This is a genomic window from Anaerolineales bacterium, from assembly GCA_015075725.1.
In the GTDB taxonomy this organism is placed as follows: domain Bacteria; phylum Chloroflexota; class Anaerolineae; order Anaerolineales; family Villigracilaceae; genus Villigracilis.
In genome coordinates, this window is sequence record JABTTV010000001.1 from 1,935,733 (window position 1) to 1,959,350 (window position 23,618).

The 23,618-nt window shown below is 53.8% G+C and carries 21 protein-coding genes and 1 tRNA gene; 14 read left to right on the forward strand and 8 right to left on the reverse strand.

All coding sequences use genetic code 11. From position 1 onward, the window contains the following. Positions 1-69 precede the first annotated feature (69 nt). The 6 genes from HS100_09330 (at position 70) to recO (ending at position 6,014) form a co-directional block, all read left to right on the forward strand. Positions 70-2,019 (forward strand): hypothetical protein, encoded by a 1,950-nt coding sequence (locus HS100_09330; GenBank protein MBE7434110.1) that lies wholly within the window; start codon positions 70-72, stop codon positions 2,017-2,019. Positions 2,020-2,121: 102 nt separating this feature from the next. After that, positions 2,122-3,201 carry a response regulator gene (locus tag HS100_09335; GenBank protein ID MBE7434111.1) on the forward strand — a complete coding sequence of 360 codons (1,080 nt, stop codon included), beginning with the start codon at positions 2,122-2,124 and terminating at the stop codon, positions 3,199-3,201. 25 nt (positions 3,202-3,226) lie between these two features. Then, a tRNA-Gln gene (locus HS100_09340) sits at positions 3,227-3,300 on the forward strand. Between the two features lie 94 nt (positions 3,301-3,394). Further along, complete coding sequence (gene glmU / locus HS100_09345; GenBank protein ID MBE7434112.1) at positions 3,395-4,759, forward strand: bifunctional UDP-N-acetylglucosamine diphosphorylase/glucosamine-1-phosphate N-acetyltransferase GlmU; 1,365 nt, start codon at positions 3,395-3,397, stop codon at positions 4,757-4,759. A gap of 11 nt (positions 4,760-4,770) precedes the next feature. Further along, entirely contained in the window at positions 4,771-5,184 is a 414-nt protein-coding gene (gene cdd / locus HS100_09350) for a cytidine deaminase (protein MBE7434113.1), read from the forward strand. 71 nt (positions 5,185-5,255) lie between these two features. After that, the gene (recO, locus tag HS100_09355) at positions 5,256-6,014 is read left to right on the forward strand and encodes a DNA repair protein RecO (protein MBE7434114.1); all 759 of its coding nucleotides are present in this window, start codon (positions 5,256-5,258) and stop codon (positions 6,012-6,014) included. A gap of 1 nt (position 6,015) precedes the next feature. On the opposite strand, the gene HS100_09360 is transcribed toward recO, so the two are convergent. The 4 genes from HS100_09360 to HS100_09375 form a co-directional block, all read right to left on the reverse strand. Beyond that, positions 6,016-7,185, reverse strand: a complete 1,170-nt coding sequence (locus HS100_09360) for an NAD(P)/FAD-dependent oxidoreductase (GenBank protein ID MBE7434115.1) — start codon at positions 7,183-7,185, stop codon at positions 6,016-6,018. Positions 7,186-7,248: 63 nt separating this feature from the next. Next, a complete protein-coding gene (locus tag HS100_09365; GenBank protein MBE7434116.1) occupies positions 7,249-8,535 on the reverse strand; it encodes an MFS transporter in 1,287 nt (428 codons plus the stop codon). Then, positions 8,532-9,641 carry a winged helix-turn-helix transcriptional regulator gene (locus HS100_09370; protein ID MBE7434117.1) on the reverse strand — a complete coding sequence of 370 codons (1,110 nt, stop codon included), beginning with the start codon at positions 9,639-9,641 and terminating at the stop codon, positions 8,532-8,534. The genes HS100_09365 and HS100_09370 overlap by 4 nt, the downstream gene beginning before the upstream one ends. Before the next feature lie 73 nt (positions 9,642-9,714). Continuing rightward, positions 9,715-9,945: a hypothetical protein gene (locus tag HS100_09375; GenBank protein ID MBE7434118.1), complete on the reverse strand. Its 231-nt coding sequence runs from the start codon at positions 9,943-9,945 to the stop codon at positions 9,715-9,717. A 232-nt stretch (positions 9,946-10,177) separates the two neighbouring features. Here HS100_09375 and HS100_09380 point away from each other — a divergent pair, with 232 nt between their 5' ends. Continuing rightward, positions 10,178-10,990: a hypothetical protein gene (locus HS100_09380; GenBank protein ID MBE7434119.1), complete on the forward strand. Its 813-nt coding sequence runs from the start codon at positions 10,178-10,180 to the stop codon at positions 10,988-10,990. Positions 10,991-11,066: 76 nt separating this feature from the next. After that, positions 11,067-13,028 carry an SUMF1/EgtB/PvdO family nonheme iron enzyme gene (locus HS100_09385; protein ID MBE7434120.1) on the forward strand — a complete coding sequence of 654 codons (1,962 nt, stop codon included), beginning with the start codon at positions 11,067-11,069 and terminating at the stop codon, positions 13,026-13,028. Between the two features lie 73 nt (positions 13,029-13,101). On the opposite strand, the gene HS100_09390 is transcribed toward HS100_09385, so the two are convergent. Then, positions 13,102-13,896 (reverse strand): hypothetical protein, encoded by a 795-nt coding sequence (locus HS100_09390; protein MBE7434121.1) that lies wholly within the window; start codon positions 13,894-13,896, stop codon positions 13,102-13,104. A gap of 108 nt (positions 13,897-14,004) precedes the next feature. Here HS100_09390 and HS100_09395 point away from each other — a divergent pair, with 108 nt between their 5' ends. From HS100_09395 to HS100_09410, 4 genes are read left to right on the forward strand one after another with little or no spacing between them, the layout of a single operon-like run. Beyond that, positions 14,005-15,879, forward strand: coding sequence for a VanW family protein (locus HS100_09395; protein ID MBE7434122.1), 1,875 nt, complete (start codon positions 14,005-14,007; stop codon positions 15,877-15,879). Between the two features lie 41 nt (positions 15,880-15,920). Beyond that, positions 15,921-16,139 (forward strand): Trm112 family protein, encoded by a 219-nt coding sequence (locus HS100_09400; GenBank protein MBE7434123.1) that lies wholly within the window; start codon positions 15,921-15,923, stop codon positions 16,137-16,139. Position 16,140: 1 nt separating this feature from the next. Then, positions 16,141-16,704 (forward strand): HEAT repeat domain-containing protein, encoded by a 564-nt coding sequence (locus tag HS100_09405; GenBank protein ID MBE7434124.1) that lies wholly within the window; start codon positions 16,141-16,143, stop codon positions 16,702-16,704. A 6-nt stretch (positions 16,705-16,710) separates the two neighbouring features. Beyond that, positions 16,711-18,195: an LCP family protein gene (locus tag HS100_09410; GenBank protein MBE7434125.1), complete on the forward strand. Its 1,485-nt coding sequence runs from the start codon at positions 16,711-16,713 to the stop codon at positions 18,193-18,195. A 144-nt stretch (positions 18,196-18,339) separates the two neighbouring features. On the opposite strand, the gene HS100_09415 is transcribed toward HS100_09410, so the two are convergent. Beyond that, positions 18,340-18,774, reverse strand: a complete 435-nt coding sequence (locus HS100_09415) for a DUF4870 domain-containing protein (protein ID MBE7434126.1) — start codon at positions 18,772-18,774, stop codon at positions 18,340-18,342. 134 nt (positions 18,775-18,908) lie between these two features. Beyond that, on the reverse strand, positions 18,909-19,217 hold the full coding sequence (locus tag HS100_09420; protein MBE7434127.1) for a hypothetical protein: 309 nt from the start codon (positions 19,215-19,217) through the stop codon (positions 18,909-18,911). A 112-nt stretch (positions 19,218-19,329) separates the two neighbouring features. Here HS100_09420 and HS100_09425 point away from each other — a divergent pair, with 112 nt between their 5' ends. After that, positions 19,330-20,241 carry a methionyl-tRNA formyltransferase gene (locus tag HS100_09425; protein MBE7434128.1) on the forward strand — a complete coding sequence of 304 codons (912 nt, stop codon included), beginning with the start codon at positions 19,330-19,332 and terminating at the stop codon, positions 20,239-20,241. A gap of 1 nt (position 20,242) precedes the next feature. Here HS100_09425 and HS100_09430 read toward each other — a convergent pair whose 3' ends face one another. Then, complete coding sequence (locus HS100_09430) at positions 20,243-21,127, reverse strand: LysR family transcriptional regulator (protein ID MBE7434129.1); 885 nt, start codon at positions 21,125-21,127, stop codon at positions 20,243-20,245. Between the two features lie 135 nt (positions 21,128-21,262). On the opposite strand from HS100_09430, the gene katG reads away from it, so the two are divergent. Continuing rightward, a complete protein-coding gene (katG, locus tag HS100_09435) occupies positions 21,263-23,563 on the forward strand; it encodes a catalase/peroxidase HPI (protein MBE7434130.1) in 2,301 nt (766 codons plus the stop codon). The last annotated feature ends 55 nt before the right edge of the window (positions 23,564-23,618 follow it).

Sequence of the window (23,618 nt, forward strand, 5' to 3'; positions counted from 1 at the left end):
ATATAACCCCAAGATCGCGACACAATCCCTTTATAAAGACAACGGGGCGATACTGGTTATAATTACAGAATGATTCGAATCCGCAGGCAGGAAAAAATGAAAAAAACACTCATCCCGTATTTTTTGATTCTCGCGCTTGTTGCGATCCCGGCCTGCTTGAGCGCGCCCGGGCAAACGAGCACCCCCGATCCAGGCGTTGAATTGCAGATGACCCCGACGCAACAGGCTGATACACCAGGTGCGCTTACCGTTTGCATGGGGCAGGAGCCGAACAGTTTATACCCGTTCGGCGAGTTGAACTCCGCAGCGCGGAACGTTCTCGCCGCAATCTATGATGGACCGATGGACAATGTCGGCTACGAATACCAGCCTGTGATCCTCTCCCAATTGCCGTCGCTTGAAAACGAGGATGCACAAATCGTCAGTACAGACGTTCAGGCCGGAGATCGGGTGGTGGATGCGGAGGGAAATCTCGCCGAGTTGGCAGCCGGTTTGCGAGTCCGCCCTGCGGGTTGTCGCAATGACGATTGTGCCATCGCTTTTGACGGCGTTTCCACGCTCGAGATGGATCAAATGATCGTTACCTTCCGGCTGCGACCCGATCTCAACTGGTCGGACGGCGCGCCGCTCACCGCCGATGATTCCATTTACTCATTCGACCTGCACCGTGAAGCGAACATAAATTCCTTCCTGATCGAGCGCACGGAATCCTACGAAGCCGCCGACGCGCAGACCCTGCAATGGTTCGGGACCCCCGGTTACATCGATTCAACGTACTTCATGAACTTCTGGCAGCCAGCTCCAAAACATGTTTGGAGCGATTTCCCGGTCGATCAACTGTCCGAGGTGGATGTATCATCTCGCACACCGATGGGTTGGGGTCCTTACACCATACTTGAATGGATTCCCGGCGAGAGCATCATGCTTGAAATGAATCCCAATTATTTCCGGAATCAGGATGGATATCCAAAGACCGAACGGATTCGGATCCGCTTCATACCGGACCCGGACCTGGCTCTCTCCGAATTGATCGCCGGCCGCTGCGACCTGATCGATCCCACAGTAAATCTCGAAGATCACGTTGGGTTATTGGAGGAGATGCAAGCCGCGGACCAGGCTCAAATGTTCGTTGCAGCTGGCATGAGTATGGAATGGCTCGGGTTGGGCATCGTCCCTGCGTCGTATGATAACGGCTACGATATCCAAAGGGACAGGCAGAACTTCTTTGCCGATACATACACGCGCCAGGGGATCGCCTATTGCCTCGACCGGCAATCCATTGCGACCAATGTCCTGCAGGGTCTGACGGAAGTTCCCACGACCTACCTGCCCTCGGATCATCCTGCAGTCGATGCGGATGCCAGCGCCATCCCCTACGACCCGCAGATCGGCATCTCCCTCCTGGAACAGGCTGGCTGGCTGGACTCCGATGACGATCCCTCCACGCCGCGGCGCGCCATCAATGTAAAAAATGTAGCATATAACACGCCGTTGATTCTGAATTACAAAACCACATCCACCGCCCAGCGCAGGCAGGTGGTTGCGATTCTCGAGCGATCGCTGGCGGAATGCGGCATCGGTATCGAAGTGGAATTTATCTCCCCAACCGACCTCTACGCGCCTGGACCGGACGGTCCGTTATTTGGAAGGCAATTTGACCTGGCGCAGTTTGCACTGGGCGTGGAAGGAAGTGAACCGCCATGCAATTGGTTCATCGGGAGTGGCGTTCCATCCGATGCGAATTCATGGACCGGCTCGAATATCACCGGTTTCCGCAACGACGAATACGACTCGGCATGCCGCGCGGCACAAGCCTTCATGCGTGAAGATTCGTCGTACCTGGCTTCATACCGCCAAACCCAGATCATCCTGGGGGAACAATTGCCGGCGATTCCGTTGTATTCCCGCCTGCGTATCGCTGCCGCCCGGTCTGACCTCTGCGGGTTCGATCTCGATCCGACAGCAAACCCGCTATGGAACGTCGAAGCATTTGAGACCGGCGCCACCTGTCAAAACTGATGGGGGAAAGCCCTGTGAACTTTGCTATAATTTGCGCATCTTTTTCAGGTTGGATCTATTCTCCGATCCATACCTGAAATAAACTTCATCCTGCAGGTCATTATGATTCGCAATCTTTTACTTGTGGACGATCAACGCGATATTCTTCGGCTTCTGCGTTCCACGCTTGAAACCCTGAAGAACGAGGATATCAAGATTTACGAAGCCCAATCGGGGGAGGAGGCTTTGATCGAATCCACGCGCCACAAGATCGACATGCTGGTTTCCGATTACAAACTCCCCGGCATGAGCGGCGTGGAATTGATGCATAAAGTTCGCGCCCGCCATACGGATGTGAAGGTCATCTTTATCACAGGCATGACCGACCGAAAAACGCGGGATGAGATGCTCAACACCGGCGCGTTCGCCATTTTCGACAAACCCATCCCGATCGCCGATTTTCTCGACTCCGTGGAACGCGGCCTGGGTTTTGTTCAAACCATTTTTCCGCCGGAAAACGCCCTGCCTGGCATGGAGGAAGGTCCGCATCATGCCAGATTATCAGACCTGCTCGCAAATTTCAGGCAGGATTTCAAAGCCGACGCCCTTTTTCTGCTCAATGAACGCGGATTGATAAACGCCCGTACCGGCAGCCTGCACGATCCCAGCATGGAAGTTTCCCTTATTTCCACCTTAATGGCGATCCATAATACAAGTCTCAAAGTGGCGAAGCATAACCACCAGGAATCCATCGAGTCCTATCATGTCTTCAACGGCGGTGATCACGACCTTCTGTTTATCCCGGTCACGCCCATTTACGCTCTTCTTGTTGCGGGAAGGGGACTTGCCGACGATGAACAGCTCCTGGATACGATGCGCGGTTTGATGTCTCTGCGCGCGCAGGTGATCAAGGCGCTCGATCTCATGGGCGTGACAGGGGAATTGAAATTAAGAACTGCGCCTGCAGCGGCGCCGCCCGTTTCGGTGACGCCAAAAAAGACCACCGACCAGCTTGCCAAAGCGGCTCCTGCGCCTGAGATGGAGGCATTGTTGAAGAAGGCTCCGGGTGAAAAGGAGAAAGCAAAGTCTGCCGACGAATTTTGGGATGAAGCGGCACATGACCTTGGAAAAAAATCCACCAACCCCGAGGTGATCTCGCTTGAAGAGGCGAAGAAATTGGGCCTCATTCCAGGTGAGAAATAGAAGTGTGATACAATTTCGCCCGCACTGGGGCATGGTGCAATGGCAGCACACCAGCCTTTGGAGCTGTGGATCTTGGTTCGAATCCAGGTGCCCCAGCCAGGAGAGTCCGCACAGGCGGACGATTTTATCGAACGGGATTTGTCGCGGAGGATCGCTCGACCGCACAAATCCTGTTTTTATCTGAGGTGAATGCATGAAGATTACCGCCATCCTTCTCGCAGCCGGTCAGGGCACGCGCATGAAATCGGCTCTGCCGAAGGTATTGCATCCGATTGCGGGCAAGCCCATGATCTGGCATGCCCAGCAGGCGATCTCACACTCGACCACTGAGAAACCGGTTGTGGTCGTCGGTCACGGCGCAGAGGAAGTGAAAAACTATCTTGGCGATTCCGCCCAAACGGTCCTGCAGGAGCCGCAATTGGGGACAGGTCATGCCGTGATGCAGGCGGAATCGCTCCTGAAGGGGAAATCAGATCTTGTCGTTGTATGCTATGCAGATATGCCCCTGCTTCGCGGTGAAACGCTTCAAAAATTGGTGGATACCCAGAGGATGAATTCCGGCCCGATGTCCATTCTGACCGTGATCGCAGATGACCCGCGCGGATTTGGGCGCATCATCCGAAAAGGCGATGGCTCGGTGGCGGCAATCGTGGAGGAATATGTCGCAACGCCCGACCAGTTGCAGGTCAAGGAATTGAACGTTGGCGGGTATTGCTTCGACTCGAATTGGTTGTGGGACGCCATGCATCGTATTCCAAAGAATCCCAAAAAAGGCGAATATTACCTGACCGATACGGTGGAGCTTGCAGCAAATGAAGGTTTGCCGATCCACGCCACTGTGATGGACGATCTCGAAGAGACCATCGGCGTGAATACGCGTGTGCATCTCTCGGAAGTGGAAACCGCCATGCGCCGGCGCATCAATCAGTCCCATATGTTGAACGGAGTTACGATGATCGATCCGTCCTCTGTTTATATCGAAGCGGGTATCAGGATAGGCAGGGATACCGTGATCATGCCAAATACATTTTTGCATGGAAAGACCGAATTAGGGGAGCGAAATGTTGTCGGACCGAATACCATCATCCGCGATTCAAAGATCGGTAATGGCTGTAAGATCCTTTCATCCGTACTGGAAGGCGCCTTGCTTGAAAATGACGTGGATATGGGTCCCTTTGCACGGTTGAGGAAAGGCGCGCATTTGGGGAATCACGTCCATATGGGAAATTTTGGCGAAGTGAAGGACTCGCACCTTGAAGATGGTGTGAAGATGGGGCATTTCTCCTACATCGGCAACGCCAGGATCGGGGCGAACACGAACATCGGCGCTGGCACGATCACCTGCAATTACGACGGCGAGAAAAAGCACAACACGGAGATCGGCGAAGATGTCTTCATCGGTTCGGATACCATGCTGGTTGCGCCGCTCAAACTCGGTGATGGCGCACGCACTGGCGCAGGCGCGGTGGTAACGAAGGATGTGGCGGACGATACACTGGTGGTGGGCATGCCCGCTCGCGCGATCCGTAAACTGGAACGAAAACACAGGACGAAATAGACAGGCATACCATGACCATCACAAAAACTGAGAAACAATCCCTGATCGATCTGGCAAACGAGGCGCGCCGCCGCGCGTATGTTCCATATTCCAATTATCCTGTCGGTGCGGCATTACGGACGAAGACCGGGAGAATTTTCACGGGTGTGAACGTGGAGAATGCCGCCTACCCGCAAACGATGTGCGCCGAACGCGTCGCCATATTCAAGGCGGTTTCCGAAGGTGAGACGGATTTCGAGATCATTGCTGTTGTGACCAATAACGGCGGCTCTCCCTGCGGCGGGTGCAGGCAGGTCATGGCGGAATTCGGTTTGGATGTGGTCGTGTTGTTCGGCAACGGGGAAGGGAAAATGGTCCATGAAACCACGGTAAGGGAATTGCTCCCCGAAGCCTTCACACCGGAACATTTGGTTCCAGATAATTAGATGTTGGAAAGTGGAGAATGGTAGAACCAACACTTATTCACTATTCTCGATTCTCCACTCGCTGCTCTCCCATGACCGACTTCCGTTCGTTTCGCGCTTCTGCCATTGTTCTCCGCCATTCAGATTGGGGCGAAGCGGACCGCCTGCTGACCCTGTACACCAGAGAGCACGGCATGGTGCGCGCGCTGGCAAAGGGCGCGCGGAAAGTCACTTCGCGCAAAGCCGGGCATCTGGAGCCCTTCACTCACGTCACGATCCAACTCGCAAAAGGACGCGACTTGTTAATCGTCACACAAGTGGAGACGATAAATGCCTTCCTGCCATTGCGCGATGACCTGGTAAAAACCGGATACGCTGCCTATGCCGTGGAATTGCTCCTGCGGTTTTCATATGAAGGTGAGGGTCCGAATCCTTCGATCTTTCGATTGCTCCTTGAAACCCTCAGCCGACTTGAACGGGAGGAAGACACCTGGCTCGCGGCTCGTTATTATGAAATGCGCCTCCTCGATGCAGTTGGATTTCGCCCCCATCTCTTCGAGTGCGCGAACTGTGGGCGGGAGATATTGCCCGAGGACCAGTTCTTTTCCTTTACAGCGGGTGGCGTGATTTGTCCGCGTTGCGGCGAAGGGCTTCCAAACCTGACGGGGATATCGCTGGAAACCCTAAAGTATTTGCGTCACTTCCAACGTTCCAGTTATAAGGAAGCCTCGCGCGCCAAACCCGGTTCAGACGTCCGACGAGAGGTGGAAATTTTGATCCTGGGATACTTTACCTATCTGCTCGAGCGCGAATTGAACACTCCCGGCTTTTTGAAAAAGATCAAGCAATAGCTCACCGCATTGCTTTGATGTCCTTTTTACTCCAGTTCAATACGAAAACCCAAGATACAAGCAATACGAAGGGTTTAAGAATCCGCCAGAGCAGGATTTGGAACCAGCGCCATTTGAAGGAGTAGATGATTTGGGCGATCAGCCAGCGGATGAATAGTGCCTGACCGAGTCCGCTTCGCGCCAGCCGACGCTTGTACCCGCGAAAGGAAAATTCATTTCGCTGATACGACTCCGCGATCTCGCGCGCGGCGATGATCCCATATCCAAGCGCCATGCTGATACCTTCGCCGAAGATCGCATCGGCTCCGACGGCGTCGCCGACAAGCAGGACTCTAGGGACGGATATCCTGTTTTGCGGGCTGTACCAGCGGATGGGATGACCCTGAATTTCATATTCATTCAAATCAAAACCCCAGCGGTTCATTTCCTCGGCAAGCGGCTGAATTAATGCCGGTCGCTTCTGGTCGGATAGAAGGTTCGTGTCATACACTCCCCAGCACCGCATCGCCTCGCCTTTTACCTGCGTGGGGAAATCCCACACGTAACCTGCTATATTTTCAGGAACAGGAAAGAAATCGAAGAATGCCGTTTGCCCCCTCCAAGCCTCTTCTCTCATTCCGCCGGGGGCTGAAGGGGTCAACACTTCCAATACTCGCGCTGTGTAGACCGGGTCATTTGGCAGGATGCTTCTTCTTGTGATCCCATTCGAGCCGTCTGCGCCGACGACGATCCTGGCGTGAAACTCCCCGATATTGGTTTGAATAATTACCTGATCTTCGTGTGGTTGAACGCTCTTGACGATCACCCCTTGTCTAATCTCCAATCCTCTGATCTCCGCCTTTTTCACCAGCCAGTGATCGAACTCATCCCTGCGGACGATGCGTAAGGCATGGCGTTTTGGCACTCGGACGGGTAAACCTTTACCTTCATAATCGAAACGAATTTCATCTGTTGTGACATTTGGGACTTCGCTTACATCCAAGCCGAGGGCTTCGAGAATCCTTTCCGCGTCGATGACCAGCCCGCCAGCGCACAGCTTCGGACGGGGATAATGCTCCTTTTCGAGGATCAGGATGCGGGTGGTAAGATGCGGGGCTAACTTTGCAAGATGAAGCGCGGTGGATAGTCCGCTTGGTCCGCCGCCGATGATCAGGATGTCGTGATTTGGCATATCCCCATTTTGCCAGAGTTTTTAAAGAACTGACAGGAATTAATATCCCGTCGTTTCTTTGAATTAATCCGCTGCCGCTTGTGCAGGCAAAGGCTCGATGGACCTTCTCCAGAAAAACGCCCAATACATGAAAACGGAAATGGTATAAAGCGTGATCGTCCCGATGAAGGGAGGCGCGAAACCGTATTTTACCTGCAGCCAGCCGCTGATGGTGGGACTGAACGCCCAACCGAAGTTCCATGCCATGCTGGTGAGACTGGCAACCGTGGCACGGCCCGAAGGGTCGACGTGCTCCATCACGAACGCTTGATAAACGGGGCTGCTCATGTTCATCAACGCAAGACGGATGTAGTAGGTTGCTGCGCCGACCCAGAAGATCGGTGAAAAACCAAGCAGGATAAGAAACGGGATGGACAACGCCTGTGAAATGACAACCAGTTGGATCTTTCCGGTTCGTTCGGCGAGAGGAGGCGCGGCGAGCAAACCGATGCCCATTGCCAAGGAGCCCCATGCGAACAATGCGCCGATCACCGGGTCGGGCTGGTTATGAACAACGCGGAAGAACACATTCATGAACGGCATGATGAGCCCGGCGCCGAGAGAGGTAAGCAGCATGGGCAGGATGAACTTGACGAGCAGGCCGGGGTGTTTCGCTGCATATTCAAAAGGTGCGAACACAGCGCGCTGGCTTCGAGAGATATTCGGCGATTTGATGAAGACCAGGGGGAGAACGGCTATGATTGCAAAAATCCCCGAGACCAAAATTGAGTTGCCGTAGGCGTGACTGCTGGTTGCCGGGACGTTTTGCGCCTGTCCCATCCAGGTTGGCAGATAACCGCCGATCCAGTTGCCGACGGATGCCATGGTCATGGTGAGTCCCTGACCGAAACTGAACAGATACGTGCGTTCCTTCTCGTCGCTGTTTTCCATCAGGAAGGGAGACATGGTCACGCCTGCCAGGCTTTGCGCGAGACCGGAAATAACGTTCATGGCGTAGAGTGACGTTTCCGTCTGCCAGAGCGCCATGGCCAGGATGGAGATGGCAAGCAAGGCGCTCGAAAGCACGAGAGAAGATTTGCGCCCGATGGTGTCCGCGAGATAGCCCATGGGTAGGGCGGCGATCAACGCCACGAAACTGCTGGTGGTGATGAGGTTACCCAACACAGACTCGTCGAAACCGAGGCTGAGCGCATAAAAATTGAAAATGAGCCGGAAGACGCCCATTACCGCGCCGGTGATGACAACATTGAGAAGATAAAGCCGCGCATTGGGCTTGAATGCGCGGATGTGAGAGCTGTACTCTCCCAGGATGCGAAAGGGATTGTGGGCTGTTGGGTTTTGTGTATTCATGCCATTTCTTTGATCTGTTCGCCTTCAAGGAAGGCGTTTAAGTTTTGATATACGGCTTCGAGCGCCTGTTTGCGGGCGGTGTAGCGGTTCTCCTCGTGCATCAGCGAGAGTTCCACGAGGCCTGCAAGGCGCAATTCCCTCAGGTGGTGCGTCACGGTGGGCGGGCGGAGTTGAAGTTTGCGGGCGATCTCGGAAGGCGTCAGGCTTTCACTGGTGAGATAGCGCATGATCTTCAACCGCGTGGGATCCGCGAGCGCCTTAAGCGAACGAACCAGCGCATCGGGCACCATCTCACCTGGTACGACAGACATGTCTGCGGGACGCGCGCCAAAGGCAAGCAACATGGTATCGTTGCCGAATTTTTCAAAGAAGACCAAAGGTGTAGTCCAGAAGGCGGGGATAAGGACGAACGTCGAGGCATAGAATTCGCCGCCGAATTGAAGCCCCTGGGAGAGTTCGACGAAGAGCTCTTCAAAACTCATCGTGGAGGATAATGCCTGGGCTCTTTCCAACCCGGCCCGTAGCACGGGTTCGATGCGCTTTTCTTCCTCTTCGAAAAATGCCTGGTGGTAGGATTGGAACGCCGTCAGGAACGCTTCGCCCAGGTTTGCCTGCCGGCTCCACCAATCCATGGCAGATTCAACGGACTCGCGTTTGATTCCGCCGTGTTTTTTGGTAAATAGTTTGTGGAAGAAATCCACATCGGAAGAAAGCCATTTTCCTTCATCTGCAACGCGCAAAAGAATTTGTCGAAAAGCTTTGTGTTTTTCATTCTCTTCGGGGTTGTCCGATTCGTAGTTTTCACGGACACTGTACAGTTCGATCAGCCGTTCGGCAGGCGGTATTTGTTTGAGCGCCCAAAGCGCGCTGATGGCATCTTTGGGGCTGGGAAGCGCGTTCAACCATTTGAGTGGAACCCCCAATAGCGGATACAACTCCTCCAGTAGTTTTCGTTCCGCCGCCGGGATTCTAGCGCGGACGCTGGCGGCATAGGATGGGCGGATGCCGAAATATTCAGGTTCGAGCAGGACGTGAAGGCTGATGAACAGTTCGTAGGCAGTGCCAAAATCCCAAACGATTTGAGGGGAGGAGGTGGGTTTCGCCATGGGGGAGATTCTCCGGAGTGAAATAATCCGGGTGGCAGCTGTTACAGGGGACTGCCACCCGGCCTTGGAGGAGCTATTTTTTGCCTTTCAGTTTTTTGCCGATGGAGATCAATGTGTCTCCGGTGTTTTTGTCGATGGTTTCGTTGAAGGGCGGCACATGCTTGAAGAGCATACCCAGCGTTATGAGGGTCTGACCGGTTTCCCGTGTGAAAAGCCTTCGGGCGGATGTTTCGGTTTCGGCGCAGTCTGAGGCGGATGTCGTTTTTATATTTTCCATGGTCGTGGTCTCTGTCGTAAGTGACATGGTGTCCTCTCTCTCTGAACAGGACGGTTAGGTGACTGGCTGGCTTAGGCAAATACCTAATTAGATGATAGTCTAAATTAGACGGTTTGTCAAGTAAATTAGTCATGGAAATTGTTATAAAACGCCCAATTTTTGACAGTTTTTACTAAAAACAACGGTTTTTCAGCCCTTTAAACTCCCTGTCTAAACGATTTCGTAATATCAGTGTTCTAATCAACGAAAGGAATAGGTCATGAAAAGAAAAATTCTGGCGGGCGCGTTGATCGGGTTGAGTTCTGTTTTTCTACTGGCAAGCCTGGCGGGGATGATCCTTGCCTGGGTTTATAACGAGCCATTGACCCTCGAGGCGACGACCCGGCTCGCAGATGCGGAGGAGCAATTAATCCAGATCCAGGCTGATCTGCGGAAGGCAAAAGCCGAGGTCGAACGCGCTTTGCGCATCATCCAATCGGCAGAGGATGCATTAGCTTCTCTTACTCAACAAGCCACAAGCGCCAGGGAAGCGTTGGATCAGGTCAACCAAACGTTGGACGATGAACTGATTCCCGGATTGGAGAATACGCGCGCAAGGATCGATGAGGTCCGTGCTGTGCTGGAGGATTTACGCGAAGCGCTCGAACAATTGAATTCCCTGCCCATCATAAATTTCGATGTGCCCGGCGATGAACTGCTGGCGGATATCATCTCAGGCGTGGATTCATTGGATGCGGAGATCGCGGACGTGCAGGACCTTGCCCAACGCGCCTCGGTCTTTATCAGCGATACATCATATTTGCTTGGCGGCGATTTCCAAACGACAAAAGAGAATCTACAAGACCTGCTTGAAACCCTTGAAGGCTACGATACGAAAATTAACGACTGGCTGGTGCAGGTACGGATTTTGAAAGACTCAACCCCCGGATGGATCGACAACGCCTCACTCTCCCTTTCGCTTGTCCTGTTCTGGTTCGCCTTTTCCCAGCTCGGGCTGATTCTGCACGGGCTGGCAATCTGGCGCGGGGAGAATCCGTGGGAGGTTTTGAAGAGAAAGGCAGACCCCGAGTAGCTACCAATATAAATTGCAATTGAACCAAAGGATGGGTGATGATAAAATTTATCCTATCTCACTCGATGGGAAAGGTATGAACGATTTATCCGGGCAGTATCTCGGACGTTACCGCCTCACCGAACGGCTTGGAGAAGGGGGCATGGCAGTCGTTTACAAGGGGTACGACACCCGTCTTGAACGAGATGTGGCGGTCAAGATCATTCGATCGGGAGCGTTTCCCACCGACACCTTGGGGGAGATTTTAAAGCGCTTCGAACGCGAAGCAAAGTCTCTGGCAAAACTTTCCCATCCAAATATAGTCAAAGTTTACGATTATGGGGAACACGAGGGCGAACCCTATCTTGTGATGGAATACCTGCCGGGCGGGACATTGAAGACACTGCTTGGCAAATCCCAACCCTGGCAGGACGCGCTTCGTTTGATCCTGCCTGTTGCGCGCGGCGTGTCATACGCCCATCAGCGTGGAGTCTTGCACCGCGACATCAAACCGGCGAATGTATTGATGACGGATGGGGGCGAGCCGATGCTCTCCGATTTTGGGATCGCCAAGTTATTTGGCGGCGACCAGACCACCACATTGACCGGTTCCGGCATGGCGATTGGCACGCCGGACTACATGGCTCCTGAACAATGGACGGGTGTTACGAGCCCACAATCGGATTTATATTCGCTGGCGATTGTTTTGTATGAAATGGTAACCGGGCGAAAGCCTTACGAAGCAGATACGCCCGCCGAACTACTCATCAAACAGGCAACCCAACCACTTCCAAGCCCGCGTGAATTTGCTGTAGATTTGCCGGAAGCCGTAGAGCAAGTTTTGCTCACATCCCTGGCAAGGGAGCCGAAGGATCGCTTCGAAAACATCGCTGCCTTTATTAAAGCGTTGGAATATCTTGATGTAACCGCGTCTATTGCTCTTTCTCACGCCCCCAAAAAGCCCATCGAAAAAACTGTAGAACTTCATCCGCCGAAACCTGTCGCCCATATTCCCACGAAAACCTTCCCGCAAATTGGTGGGGATACGATAAACGCTCAAGGTTTAGTCGCACCAGAGGAGAGGAGCATCCCCTCGAAACCGGTTGCTGCGAATAGACCATCTCGTAGATGGGTCGGATTTCTGATTGGCGGGGTGGTAATTGCAGTTGGATTGTGGCTTGCCTCACCGACGATTGGGAGGTGGTTTGAACCCTTGCAAGATTCAACCAAAGTGTCACCGTCAACTACTCAGCAGGTTATTGAAACTCAAACACTTAAAGAAAGTCAGGCGGTTATCTTACCATCTACGACCTCAACTCCTTCCACTTCAGCTACTGCGACCCCTGTCCCGGATATCGGTTCCACTCTTATTCGCGAGAATGACAGCATGGAAATGGTCTTTGTGTCCGCCGGGGAATTTTACATGGGTTCGAGTTGCCATGAACCAGGGTGTGTATATAAACAAGGCGGGCGGATCGAGTCTACAGATGCGTTTTGGATCGACAAGACAGAGGTTTCGGTGGGAATGTACGCCACATGCGTGCTTTCAGGCGTATGCACCTCGCTTGGAGATCTCTCATTGGCTAGCATCAAGAACTATTATGCAAATTTAGACTACGTGAACTATCCGGTTGTAAATGTCTCCTTTCAGCAGGCGGAAACTTACTGTAATTGGTCGGGCGGACGATTGCCAAACAATAAGGAATGGGAAAAAGCTGCGCGTGGAACCGATGGAAGAGGCTTCCCATGGGGGGATGAATACAAAGGGCACGAGGCGAATTCCTGCGATATCAAATGCAATGATCCAAACAGCCGCAACCCCGATTTGAACGATGGATATACTTTTACCGCTCCAGTTGGCTCTTTTCCTGATTACCCAAGCCCGTATGGGACATTGAACATGGCGGGCAACGTTAGGGAGATGGTGGAGGAAGGGGTTTTCCGAGGAGGCGCCTGGGATACTCCGGGGAGGCATCTTTGGACATTTAGTTTGATTAGTGACGATTCTGCACCGAGCGATGCAATTGGTTTTCGCTGCGTTATTGATGTAAACCCATGATCTTGTGTGCAGGGGAAAATATTGTTTGAAGGCATTCTTCAGTCAACCCATGATGATCGAAGGTTCGCTCCTCTCACCTCCCCGGCCACGGAATCTCTGCCGGACCCGCATAGCCGTGTTTCTCTTGGATGTACACCCGTCCGCGCGAGGGTTCGGAGCAACCTGCTTCGTCGGTGAAGGTGATCTGGGGGACGCGCGAGCCGAGAGTGTCGAAGTAGATCTCTCCGTCTTTGCAGTACCAGATCTCGACGATGTAGGGGAACATGTTCTCGTCTTCGTATTTGCCCGGGCTGACGATGATCTCCACCCATTTCACGGTCACTTCGTCGCCTTCCCGCTCGGCGGTAAGCACGGTCGTGGGACCGTAATAAGGCGAAACCGGAATTTTGTATTCGCCGGGGTACACGATCCGAAGCGAATCGATGGCTGCGCCGTTTTCGATGGCGACCTGGGTCGAATCCAGCCAGCAATCCTGCGTCCCGTTTTCTACCAACACCCAGTCATTTTTCCCTTCGGTGCGCCCGAGCAGGCGGATGGGTGTATTAACATTGAACGCGATCAGATAAAGATAATTCCTGCCGGGTCCGTAGCGGCATATGATCTTCTCAACGGAGACTTTGGCTTTCAGGCTTTCCACCGGAGTGGGTGTCGCAGTGGGAAGTGGAGTCTCTGTCGGTGGGATGGGACTGGGGGTGAGAGTCTCGGTTGGCGTGAGGGCGGCGGTCAATGTTTCGGTGAGAGCGGGCTCTTCGTTGATTGAATCCGGCTCCGGCGTGGAAGCCGAGGCGTTGCCCTGCTCTTGTCGAAAGACGGGCGCGCATGCGCTCAATATTAGAATTAAAGAAGCGAATATCAGAGTGCGGGTCATGTTGAGTCCATTCCAGTTCTAAGGTTTTCGCAATTGTACCGAAAAGTTTAGGAAACCTTTAGGGACTTTTCATCATTTGATGATTTTTTTTCGTTATAATCCTCCCCCATGAGCGCATTGATCTCGGGACGCGACTTTCCAAAACAAATCATCGCCGCGTTGAGCGGCGGGTTTGCGTTATTCATTTTCATCGTCCTTGTGTGGGCGGTTGGCTATCAATTGTCGTACGCCGGGCGGATTTTTCCCGGCGTATCCGTGGCGGGCGTGGATCTTTCCGGTCTCTCACGCAGTGAAGCCGCATTGAAGCTGAGTCAGACGCTTTCCTATCCGAATACGGGCAAGGTGCTTTTCCGCGACGGGGATAAAGTGTGGGTGGCTTCGCCGGTCGAGTTGGGAATGGTTTTCGATCCCACAGCGAGCGCAAACGCGGCATACGATCACGGACGCAAAGGCGGATTTTTTGCGGCTCTTTCGGGACAAATCAGCGCGCGCGGACTTGGCGTGGACGTTGCACCGGTTGTAATCTTCGATCAGCGCGTGGCTTACACTTATTTGCAAAATATTGCAACCCAGGTTGACCAGCCAGTTGCCGAAGCCGTCCTGCGCGTGGAGGGGACGAATGTGGTTTCGGAGCCGGGTCGTTTGGGGCGTTCTTTGAACCTGGATGCAACTTTGATCTATCTCGGCGCGCAATTGCAAAGTTTTCGAGACGGCGAAGTGCCGCTTGTCATTCAAGAAACCGCGCCGCGGATGTTGGATGTGACGGCGCAAGCCGAGCAGGCGCGGATCATGCTCAGCCAGTCTTTTACAATGTCCCTGCCAAACACAGCGGCGGGTGATCCCGGTCCGTGGACGTTCGATGTGCCTGTTCTGGCGAACATGCTTGTGGCAACAGTTGTAGACTCAGGCGGCGCGCAGCAGGTGCAGGTCGGTTTGGATGAAAAGGAATTGCGCAAATCGCTGGGCGACCTGAAAGTGATCGTAGACCGATTGCCGCGTGACGCGCGATTTGAGTTCAACGATTCGACCGGACAGATCGAAGCGATCTCCTCCTCGACCGTTGGGCGCGTGATGGATGTGGAAGCCAGTATCGATGCCATTAACGCGGCGTTACAGCGCGGGGAGCATAGCGTCAATCTGGTTGTTGCTGAAGGACAGCCGGCAGTATCGGATCAAGCCACAGGCGCAGAATTGGGAATCGTGCAGCTGGTCGCCACACAAACGACATACTTTTACGGTTCCAGCGAGGCGCGGATTCAAAACATCGTTACCGCGGCTTCGCAGTATCACGGATTGCTGGTCGCTCCCGGCGAAACCTTTTCGATGGGCAGCGTCCTCGGCGATGTGAGTTTGGAAAACGGATACGCCGAAGCGCTCATCATCTACGGCGGGCGCACAATCAAAGGCGTGGGCGGCGGTGTGTGTCAGGTCAGTACCACGCTCTTTCGCACGGTCTTCTTCGCGGGTTTTCCGGTCATCGAACGGTATTCTCATGCGTATCGCGTGTCATATTACGAAATGAATGAAAGGGCGCAGGTGGATACCCAATTTGCAGGGATGGATGCCACGGTTTATTTCCCGCTGGTGGATTTCAAATTCCAGAACGACACACCGTATTGGTTATTAATGGAAACCTACGTCAATGTTGGCGCGCGCACGCTGACATGGAAACTCTACTCCACCAGCGATAACCGGTCTGTTACATGGGAGACGACCGGTCCGCAAAATGTCGTCCCGCCCCCGGAAACGGTCTTCGAAGAAAACCCGGATCTTAAACCAAACGAGCTCAAACAAGTGGATTACGCCGCTGAAGGCGCGGATGTTAATGTGACACGAACCGTCTGGCGGGGAGGATTGGTCTATTTTACGGATCAATTCCAGACCCATTACGAACCCTGGGCGGCTGTCTGTCAGTATGGACCCGAGACGGAGGATCCGCTCAGGCTGGCGCGGAAGAATAAAATGTGCAATGTCAGTTCATAAAATACGGCATGGTACAATCCCTCCCCGGATAAGGAGAAACAATGGTCAGTACCGAATTGCTCGAGATATTGCGCTGTCCGAACTGCGTGCGCGAGAAGGACGGCATCCTTACTCTCTACAAAGACTCGTGGCTTATTTGCCAGGATTGCGGGCGTAAATATCCAATCGTGGACGATATTCCCGTCATGTTGATCGATGAAGGAGACAAGTGGATCAACACCGCACAGGACGCCCTGCCTGTTCCGCCTCCCGCAAAATAAAATGAATGACCCGCTGGCTGAACTGACCTGCGGCGACGACAGCCGCGCAGAACAAGCCATTCCCTCCATCGTAAAGATGGGCGCGGCGGTGATTCCAGATCTATTGGAATTGACCCGCTCTGAGAATTTGGATTCACGCTGGTGGGCGGTCCGCGCCCTCGCCGCCACGCCTCATACGCGGACCTCGGACCTGATTCCCTTCCTCGGCGATTCCAACCCTGAAATTCGAGCCGCTGCCGCGTTGGGTTTGTCCCATCATCCCGGCGTGGATGCACTCCCAGCGTTGATAAAAACATTGGGAGACAGCGATCCGCTCACGGCGGGGCTTGCGGCGAACGCTCTTGTCAAGTTGGGGAAAGAGTCGGTCGAGCATCTCATCGGGACTGCGAAAGAAGGTCAGTTGAACGTCCGGATACTTGCACTGCGCGCGCTTTCCGAGATTCGCGATCATCGCGCCATCCCTGTCATGATGAAATGCATTCAGGAGGATTCCGCGGTGCTTGGGTATTGGGCGCAGATCGGTTTGGAACGGCTTGGATTGGATATGGTATATATTAAGCCTTGAGGTTGAATGGATAGATTTGAATTTCTGAAGAACATCAAGATCGGGCGTCCGTCGATTGGACAGATCATATTTTGGGTTGTGACCCTTGCACTTGCCGTCACCGTTTTCATCATGGTGGGCAATTTCACTCAATGCTGGACTTTCACCGAATTGCCCGGCATTCCCCCTGCGCAATGCGGCGTTGTGGCAACCAGCGACGGTCCTGTGCTCGATGCCGAGGGAACGCCGCAAACGAATGAATTGCCTCCCGCGCCGGACATCATCCCCGAAGCGGCTCTGCCTCCCGCCTGGGATGGCGCAAGCCGCATCAACATCCTTTTTATCGGTTTGGATGAACGCGACCTTATCGAAAATGAAGGACCGCCCCGCACAGACTCGATGATCCTTTTCACCATCGATCCGGTTTCGAAAACGGCGGGCATGTTGTCAATTCCACGCGATATGTGGGTGAATATCCCCGGTTTTGGTTACAGCCGGATCAATACCGCCTACCCAAGCGGTGAGGGGTCGCAGTTGCCGGGCGGCGGACCAGGACTTGCCATGAAGACCGTTTCGCAATTCATCGGCGTGCCTGTAGATTATTATGTGCAGGTCGATTTCAACGTGTTCGTCCGCATGGTGGATGAACTCGTGAAGATCGGCGGATGTATCTATGTCGCTCCCACCGAGAAGATGGTCCTCGATCCCATTGGTCCCGGTTTGGACAAGGTCATTATCACACCGGGCGGCGAGCGAAGGTTGTGCGACGGTTGGAAGGTGCTTGCCTATGCCCGCAATCGTAAAACTTCCGGCGGCGATGCCGACCGCGCCCGCAGGCAGCAGGAAGTGGTATTGGCGCTGCAAGCGATCATCATCGAGCCGGAGAATTTCCCCAAATTTATCAGCGCCGCGCCGCAGTTGTATGCCGATCTCTCCTACGGTATCAAAACCAATATGGCGTTCGAAGATGCAGTTAAACTGGCGATCCTCGGCAAGGATATCCAGCCTGACAGCGTCAAGAGGGGCGTGATCGATCCACAACAGGGTATGGCGATCTTCGACAAAGTGATTCTCGCCGGAGAAGATGCCAGCATCCTCAAGCCGGTCATGGATAAGATCCGCGTTTTGCGCGACGAGATCTTCACCACCACCGGTCCCACCAGCCCGGTGGCAGTTCCTATTGGTTATACAGACATCAATTTGATCGCCCAGGCGATGCAGGGCGAGGAGGCGCGCGTTCGCGTCTTGGACGGGACCTTCACACCGGGCCTCGATCAGCGTGCCGCAAGCGTCTTCCAATCCTACGGCATGACCGTGACCGAAGTCGCGCCTTCGCCTGAGATCTACAATCAGACCATCGTTGTCGTCTACGGACCGAAACTTTATACGATCAAGTGGCTGCAGGGCACGTTCGGTATTTCAGACCGTCAGATCCGTTTTGTCCCCGATGCCACCCAGACGGTTGACATCGAAATCCGCCTCGGCTCGGATATTGCGGGGAGGATTCCATAGATACATTAAACTTCTTGCAAAATTCATTTTTTTTACCTTGCTTCAGGCAGCGTCCCTGCCGCCAAGGATTGCGGCGGGAGCACTTATGCAAGGGGTCTATTTTGAAAATAAACATCCCCTTCATTGTGAAGGGGATGTTTTGCTTTATCCGGTCAGCGTACTGCGGAACCAATCGCCGATCAACCAGTATTTGAAATCTGCGCCCTGGTTGCATTGAATCCCGCCGTAAACGCCGTAGCCCAATGCCACAAGCGGCATCGCACTGATGATGCAGGCAAACGGGATACATATCAGCCCGATGATCACCGCGCTCAATGCGCCTGTGATCGCCCAGGCGACACCGGATAATACTCCGCCGCCAACCCACCAGATGAGCTGGAAAACCAATGCTTGCAGAGATTGATATGACACATATCTTGAACGGTCCTTGTATATCATATAGATCACCAGCGGCACGACCGGACCTAAAAACCCGGTTACCAGATTTGCCAAAACACCCAAATGCGCGAGCATTGCCCACTGGCGTTCCTCTTGAGGGGTGAGAGGCGCGGGTGGTTGTTGGGGTGTGTATTCGCTCATAACATTCTCCTTTTTTATTATTGGGTGAGTTTATCACGTAACTTACGAAGGGGATGATTTGGGGTTCCAGGCGGTCCGGGGTCCATAACAAAAAAGCCCGCGCGTTCGCGCGGGTCTTTTTTATTATGAACAATTTACGCCCAGCCCTGATTGCGAATGAAATCGGTGACGACCGGGATGCGGATATCCTGACCTTGATACGCCTGATATGCCCACCAGAGAAGCGCGAGGACGAGGATGCTTCCACAGCCAAGGGTGACCGCAGAGATGATCGAGATCGCGATCGACGCCACGATCGATTGCACGGCGTTGAATTTGACGTATGGGCGGGCTTTCTTGTCTTCCATGAACAACACAACAATGGCAATGAGGGGGATCAGATAACTGAGCATCGCCCACAGTTTGTCGTCCTGTGTAATATCCGACATGGGTGCTTGAGACATGGTGTATTCCTCCGAAATGAATTGGGTTTGGATTTTCAGTATTTTACAACCATTCACGTTACGGCGCAACCAGCGAGTTTCACCCAATGGTACTGTATGTTAAAATTACCACATGGAGCTTCGAGTTGTGTTCATGGGTTCGCCCGATTTTGCGCTCCCCGCTTTGAGATTGCTTGCACAAACATACCGGGTCGTCGGCGTCGTCACCCAGCCGGACCGCGCTTCGGGTCGCGGACGCGAACTCAAAGCGCCGCCGGTCAAATCGCTGGCGCAGGACCTGAACGTTCCGATCATCCAGCCCGAGCGTTTGCGTGAGCCCGAAGCGATGGCGCAGCTCAAAGCATGGAATCCGGATTTGATCGTCGTGGCCGCGTTCGGGCAGATTTTGAAGAAGGATGTTTTGGAATTGCCTCAGTACGGGTGCATCAACGTCCATGCCTCTTTGCTTCCGCGTTGGCGCGGCGCTGCGCCCATCAATGCCGCGATCCTCGCCGGGGATGAGGAAACGGGCGTGACCATAATGAAAATGGATGTTGGATTGGACACTGGACCGATGCTCGCGAAACGCTCCCTGCGCATCAAACCGGACGATACAACTGGTTCGCTCATCGGGGCATTGTCCACGCTGGGAGCGGATCTGCTCATCGAAACCCTGCCTGGTTATATTGACGGAAAGGTCACGCTGAAGCCCCAGCCCGAGGATGGTGTGACGTACGCTCCCATGCTTAAAAAAGAAGATGGACTGTTGGACTTCAACCAACCCGCTGTGGAGTTGGAGCGTCGCATCCGTGCCATGAGTCCGTGGCCCGGTGCATGGTTTGAGTGGGAAGGCGGACCATTCAAGGTTCACAAGGCGCATGTGGGGGAGGGACAAGCTAAGGATGGCAAAAGGCTTGTAGAGAAGAATCAACCCGCAGTTGGGACGGGAAGGGGGATTTTAATCCTCGATGAGGTGCAACCGCCGGGCAAGAAACCCATGAATGGCAAATCCTTTTTGGCGGGTGCGCGCAATTGGCTTGATTAACTCAGGCGGGATATTCTTCGCGCACGATCTCGATGAATTTTTTGGCAAGGAAAGATTGTGTCCTCTCGGCGTGAGTGGCGGCAGCAATTTTACGCTGCGGCGCGGCTCCGTTGAGCGGACGATAATTGACCTGTTGGCTTGTGTCGCTGAGCGCCAACGCGCGCGGGACGAGGGAAAGACCCAACCCAATTTCAATGCAATTCTTAACCGTGGTGAGCTGCGAGGTATCGCAGACCATCTTCAATTCCAGGTTTTGCCGATGGCAGAACGATTGCACCTGTTCGCCGAGGCAGTGCATTTCGCTGAGTGCAATGAAGGGGAAATCATCCAGCTCTTTAACGTGAATGCTTGTACGGGTAATGCAGTCATTTTTCTTGGAGGAAGCAACCAGCAAGGGTTCAGTCAACAATTCTTCGGTACGGATGAGGCGGTGATGGATCGGCATACTAGTGATGCCGACATCCAGCGTTCCATCCAATAGATTGCGCACAATGGCTTCGGTGAGGTCTTCCTGCACAGTGAGGCGGGCATTGGGGAACTCTTCACTGAAACGTTTGATGGCACGCGGCAGGACGAAGGGCGCGATGGTGGGGATGAAACCCACGTTGAGCAAGCCGTGACCGGCATCTGCATTTTGGTTAAGTGTGTGTTTGATATCGTTCAGGTCGCTGAGGATGTTGATGGCACGAGGAAGCAGGGTACGCCCGGCATCGGTGAGAACCACTTTACGGGGCAGACGGTCAAAAAGCGGTTCGCCCAACTCCTGTTCCAATTTTTGGATCTGCTGGCTGAGCGAAGGCTGGGCAATGTTACAGCGTTCAGCGGCACGGCTGAAATTCCCTGTTTCTGCAACAGCGACAAAGTAGGTTAACTGATGAATTTCCATTGGTTTTTGCTATAGGCTCTTTCTATTGCTTTTATAGGGTTTCTATATTTTACATCTATAGTTTAGAGTTGTACAATGAAATCAGAAAATTTGACATACACCACAATGTTTTGAACATAACAAGGAGAGTAACCAATGAGCGACGAAACCAAATGCCCAGTGACCGGACACGCCGGGATGACTTCTGCCAGCCGGGGACAATCTAACCGTGATTGGTGGCCCAATCAACTGAACCTGAATATTTTGCACCAACATGCCCCGGCATCCAACCCGATGGGCGCGGATTTTAATTACGCGGAAGAATTCAAGAAACTTGATCTCGCCGCGGTCAAAAAAGATCTGGCTGACCTGATGACCAACTCGCAAGAGTGGTGGCCCGCCGACTGGGGACACTACGGTGGCTTAATGATCCGTATGGCGTGGCACAGCGCCGGAACCTATCGCACGGGTGACGGGCGCGGCGGTGGGGGAACCGGCAATCAACGTTTCGCGCCGGTCAATAGCTGGCCCGACAACATCAACCTCGATAAGTCACGCCGTTTGCTGTGGCCCGTCAAACGCAAATTTGGCAACAAACTCTCGTGGGCTGACTTGATGATCCTTGCTGGCAATGTCGCGCTCGAATCGATGGGTTTCAAAACCTTCGGTTTCGGCGGCGGACGTGCCGACATTTGGCAGCCCGAGGAAGATATCTACTGGGGCAATGAAGAAACCTGGTTGGGCGACAAACGCTACAGCGGTGAACGCGACCTCGAAAATCCGCTCGCGGCAGTGCAGATGGGCTTGATATACGTCAACCCCGAAGGACCCAATGGCAACCCCGACCCCGTCGCTTCGGGACGCGATGTGCGTGAGACCTTCGCTCGCATGGGCATGAACGATGAAGAGACCGTGGCGCTTGTGGCGGGTGGTCACACCTTCGGCAAGGCACACGGCGCGGGTGACCCGAAACAGGTCGGTCCTGAGCCGGAGGCGGCTCCCATTGAAGAAATGGGCTTGGGCTGGAAGAACAGCTTCGGTGACGGCAAGGGCGTTCACACCATTACCAGCGGCATCGAAGGCGCGTGGAAACCCAATCCCACCCAATGGGATATGGGCTACTTCGACATGCTCTTCGGTTACGAATGGGAACTGACCAAAAGCCCGGCGGGCGCGAATCAATGGGTGGCGAAGGATGTCAAACCTGAACACATGATCCCCGACGCGCACGACCCCTCGAAGAAATATGCGCCGATGATGACCACTGCCGACCTCTCCCTGCGCTTCGACCCGATCTACGAACCCATCTCGCGCCGCTTCCACCAAAACCCCGAAGCCTTCGCCGATGCCTTCGCGCGCGCTTGGTTCAAACTAACCCACCGCGATATGGGACCCAAAGCCCGCTACCTCGGACCGGAAGTTCCTACTGAAGATTTGATCTGGCAGGACCCGCTGCCCGCAGTGGATCATCCGCTGGTGACGAAGAAGGATGTTGCGACTCTCAAAGCCAAGATTCTGGACTCGGGTCTTTCTACTCCGGAGCTTGTTTCAACAGCTTGGGCTTCTGCCTCCACCTTTAGAGGATCCGACAAGCGCGGCGGCGCCAATGGCGCGCGCCTTCGACTTGCTCCGCAAAAAGATTGGGACGTGAATCAGCCTGCCCAACTGGCAAAGGTTCTTTCCACGCTCGAAGGAATTCAAAAGGATTTCAACAGCGCCCAGAAAAAAGGCAAGAAAATTTCACTGGCAGATTTGATTGTGCTGGGCGGCTGTGCCGCAGTAGAAGCGGCGGCGAAAGCGGCAGGCTATGAAGTGGAAGTTCCCTTCACACCCGGGCGCGTGGATGCGCTGCAGGAACAGACCGATGTGAATTCGTTTGCCGTGCTCGAACCCGAAGCCGATGGCTTCCGCAATTACCAAAAGACGACCTACTCTGTCTCTGCCGAAGAAATGCTGGTGGACAAGGCACAGTTGCTCACCTTGAGCGCGCCTGAAATGACTGTGCTCATCGGCGGCTTGCGTGTGCTTGGTGCGAATTACTGCAGCTCACAGCATGGTGTCTTCACCAAACAGCCCGGCAAATTGACCAACGACTTCTTCGTCAACCTGACGGATATGGGGGTGCAATGGCATCCCGAAAATGAAGATGCCCAAATGTTCAAAGCCCACGACCGCAAGACCGGCGAAGTGCGCTGGACCGGCTCTCGTGTGGATCTGGTCTTCGGTTCCAACTCACAGTTGCGTGCGCTGGCGGAAGTCTATGCACAAGATGATGCGAAAGAAAAGTTCGTGCATGATTTTGTCGCGGCTTGGAACAAGGTGATGAACCTCGACCGTTTCGATCTTGTTTCATGGCTTTCAGGTGCAGATGCGAAAGCCGCATCTGCGGAGGTTGCTCCTCCGAAGTCGTCGGGTCAGGTGGTCTCACGCAAGCCCGCCACAAAATCGAAAAAATAACCTTACAATCTTCAAATCAAGCCTTCGTCTTCTAAACGAAGGCTTTTTGTTTTAC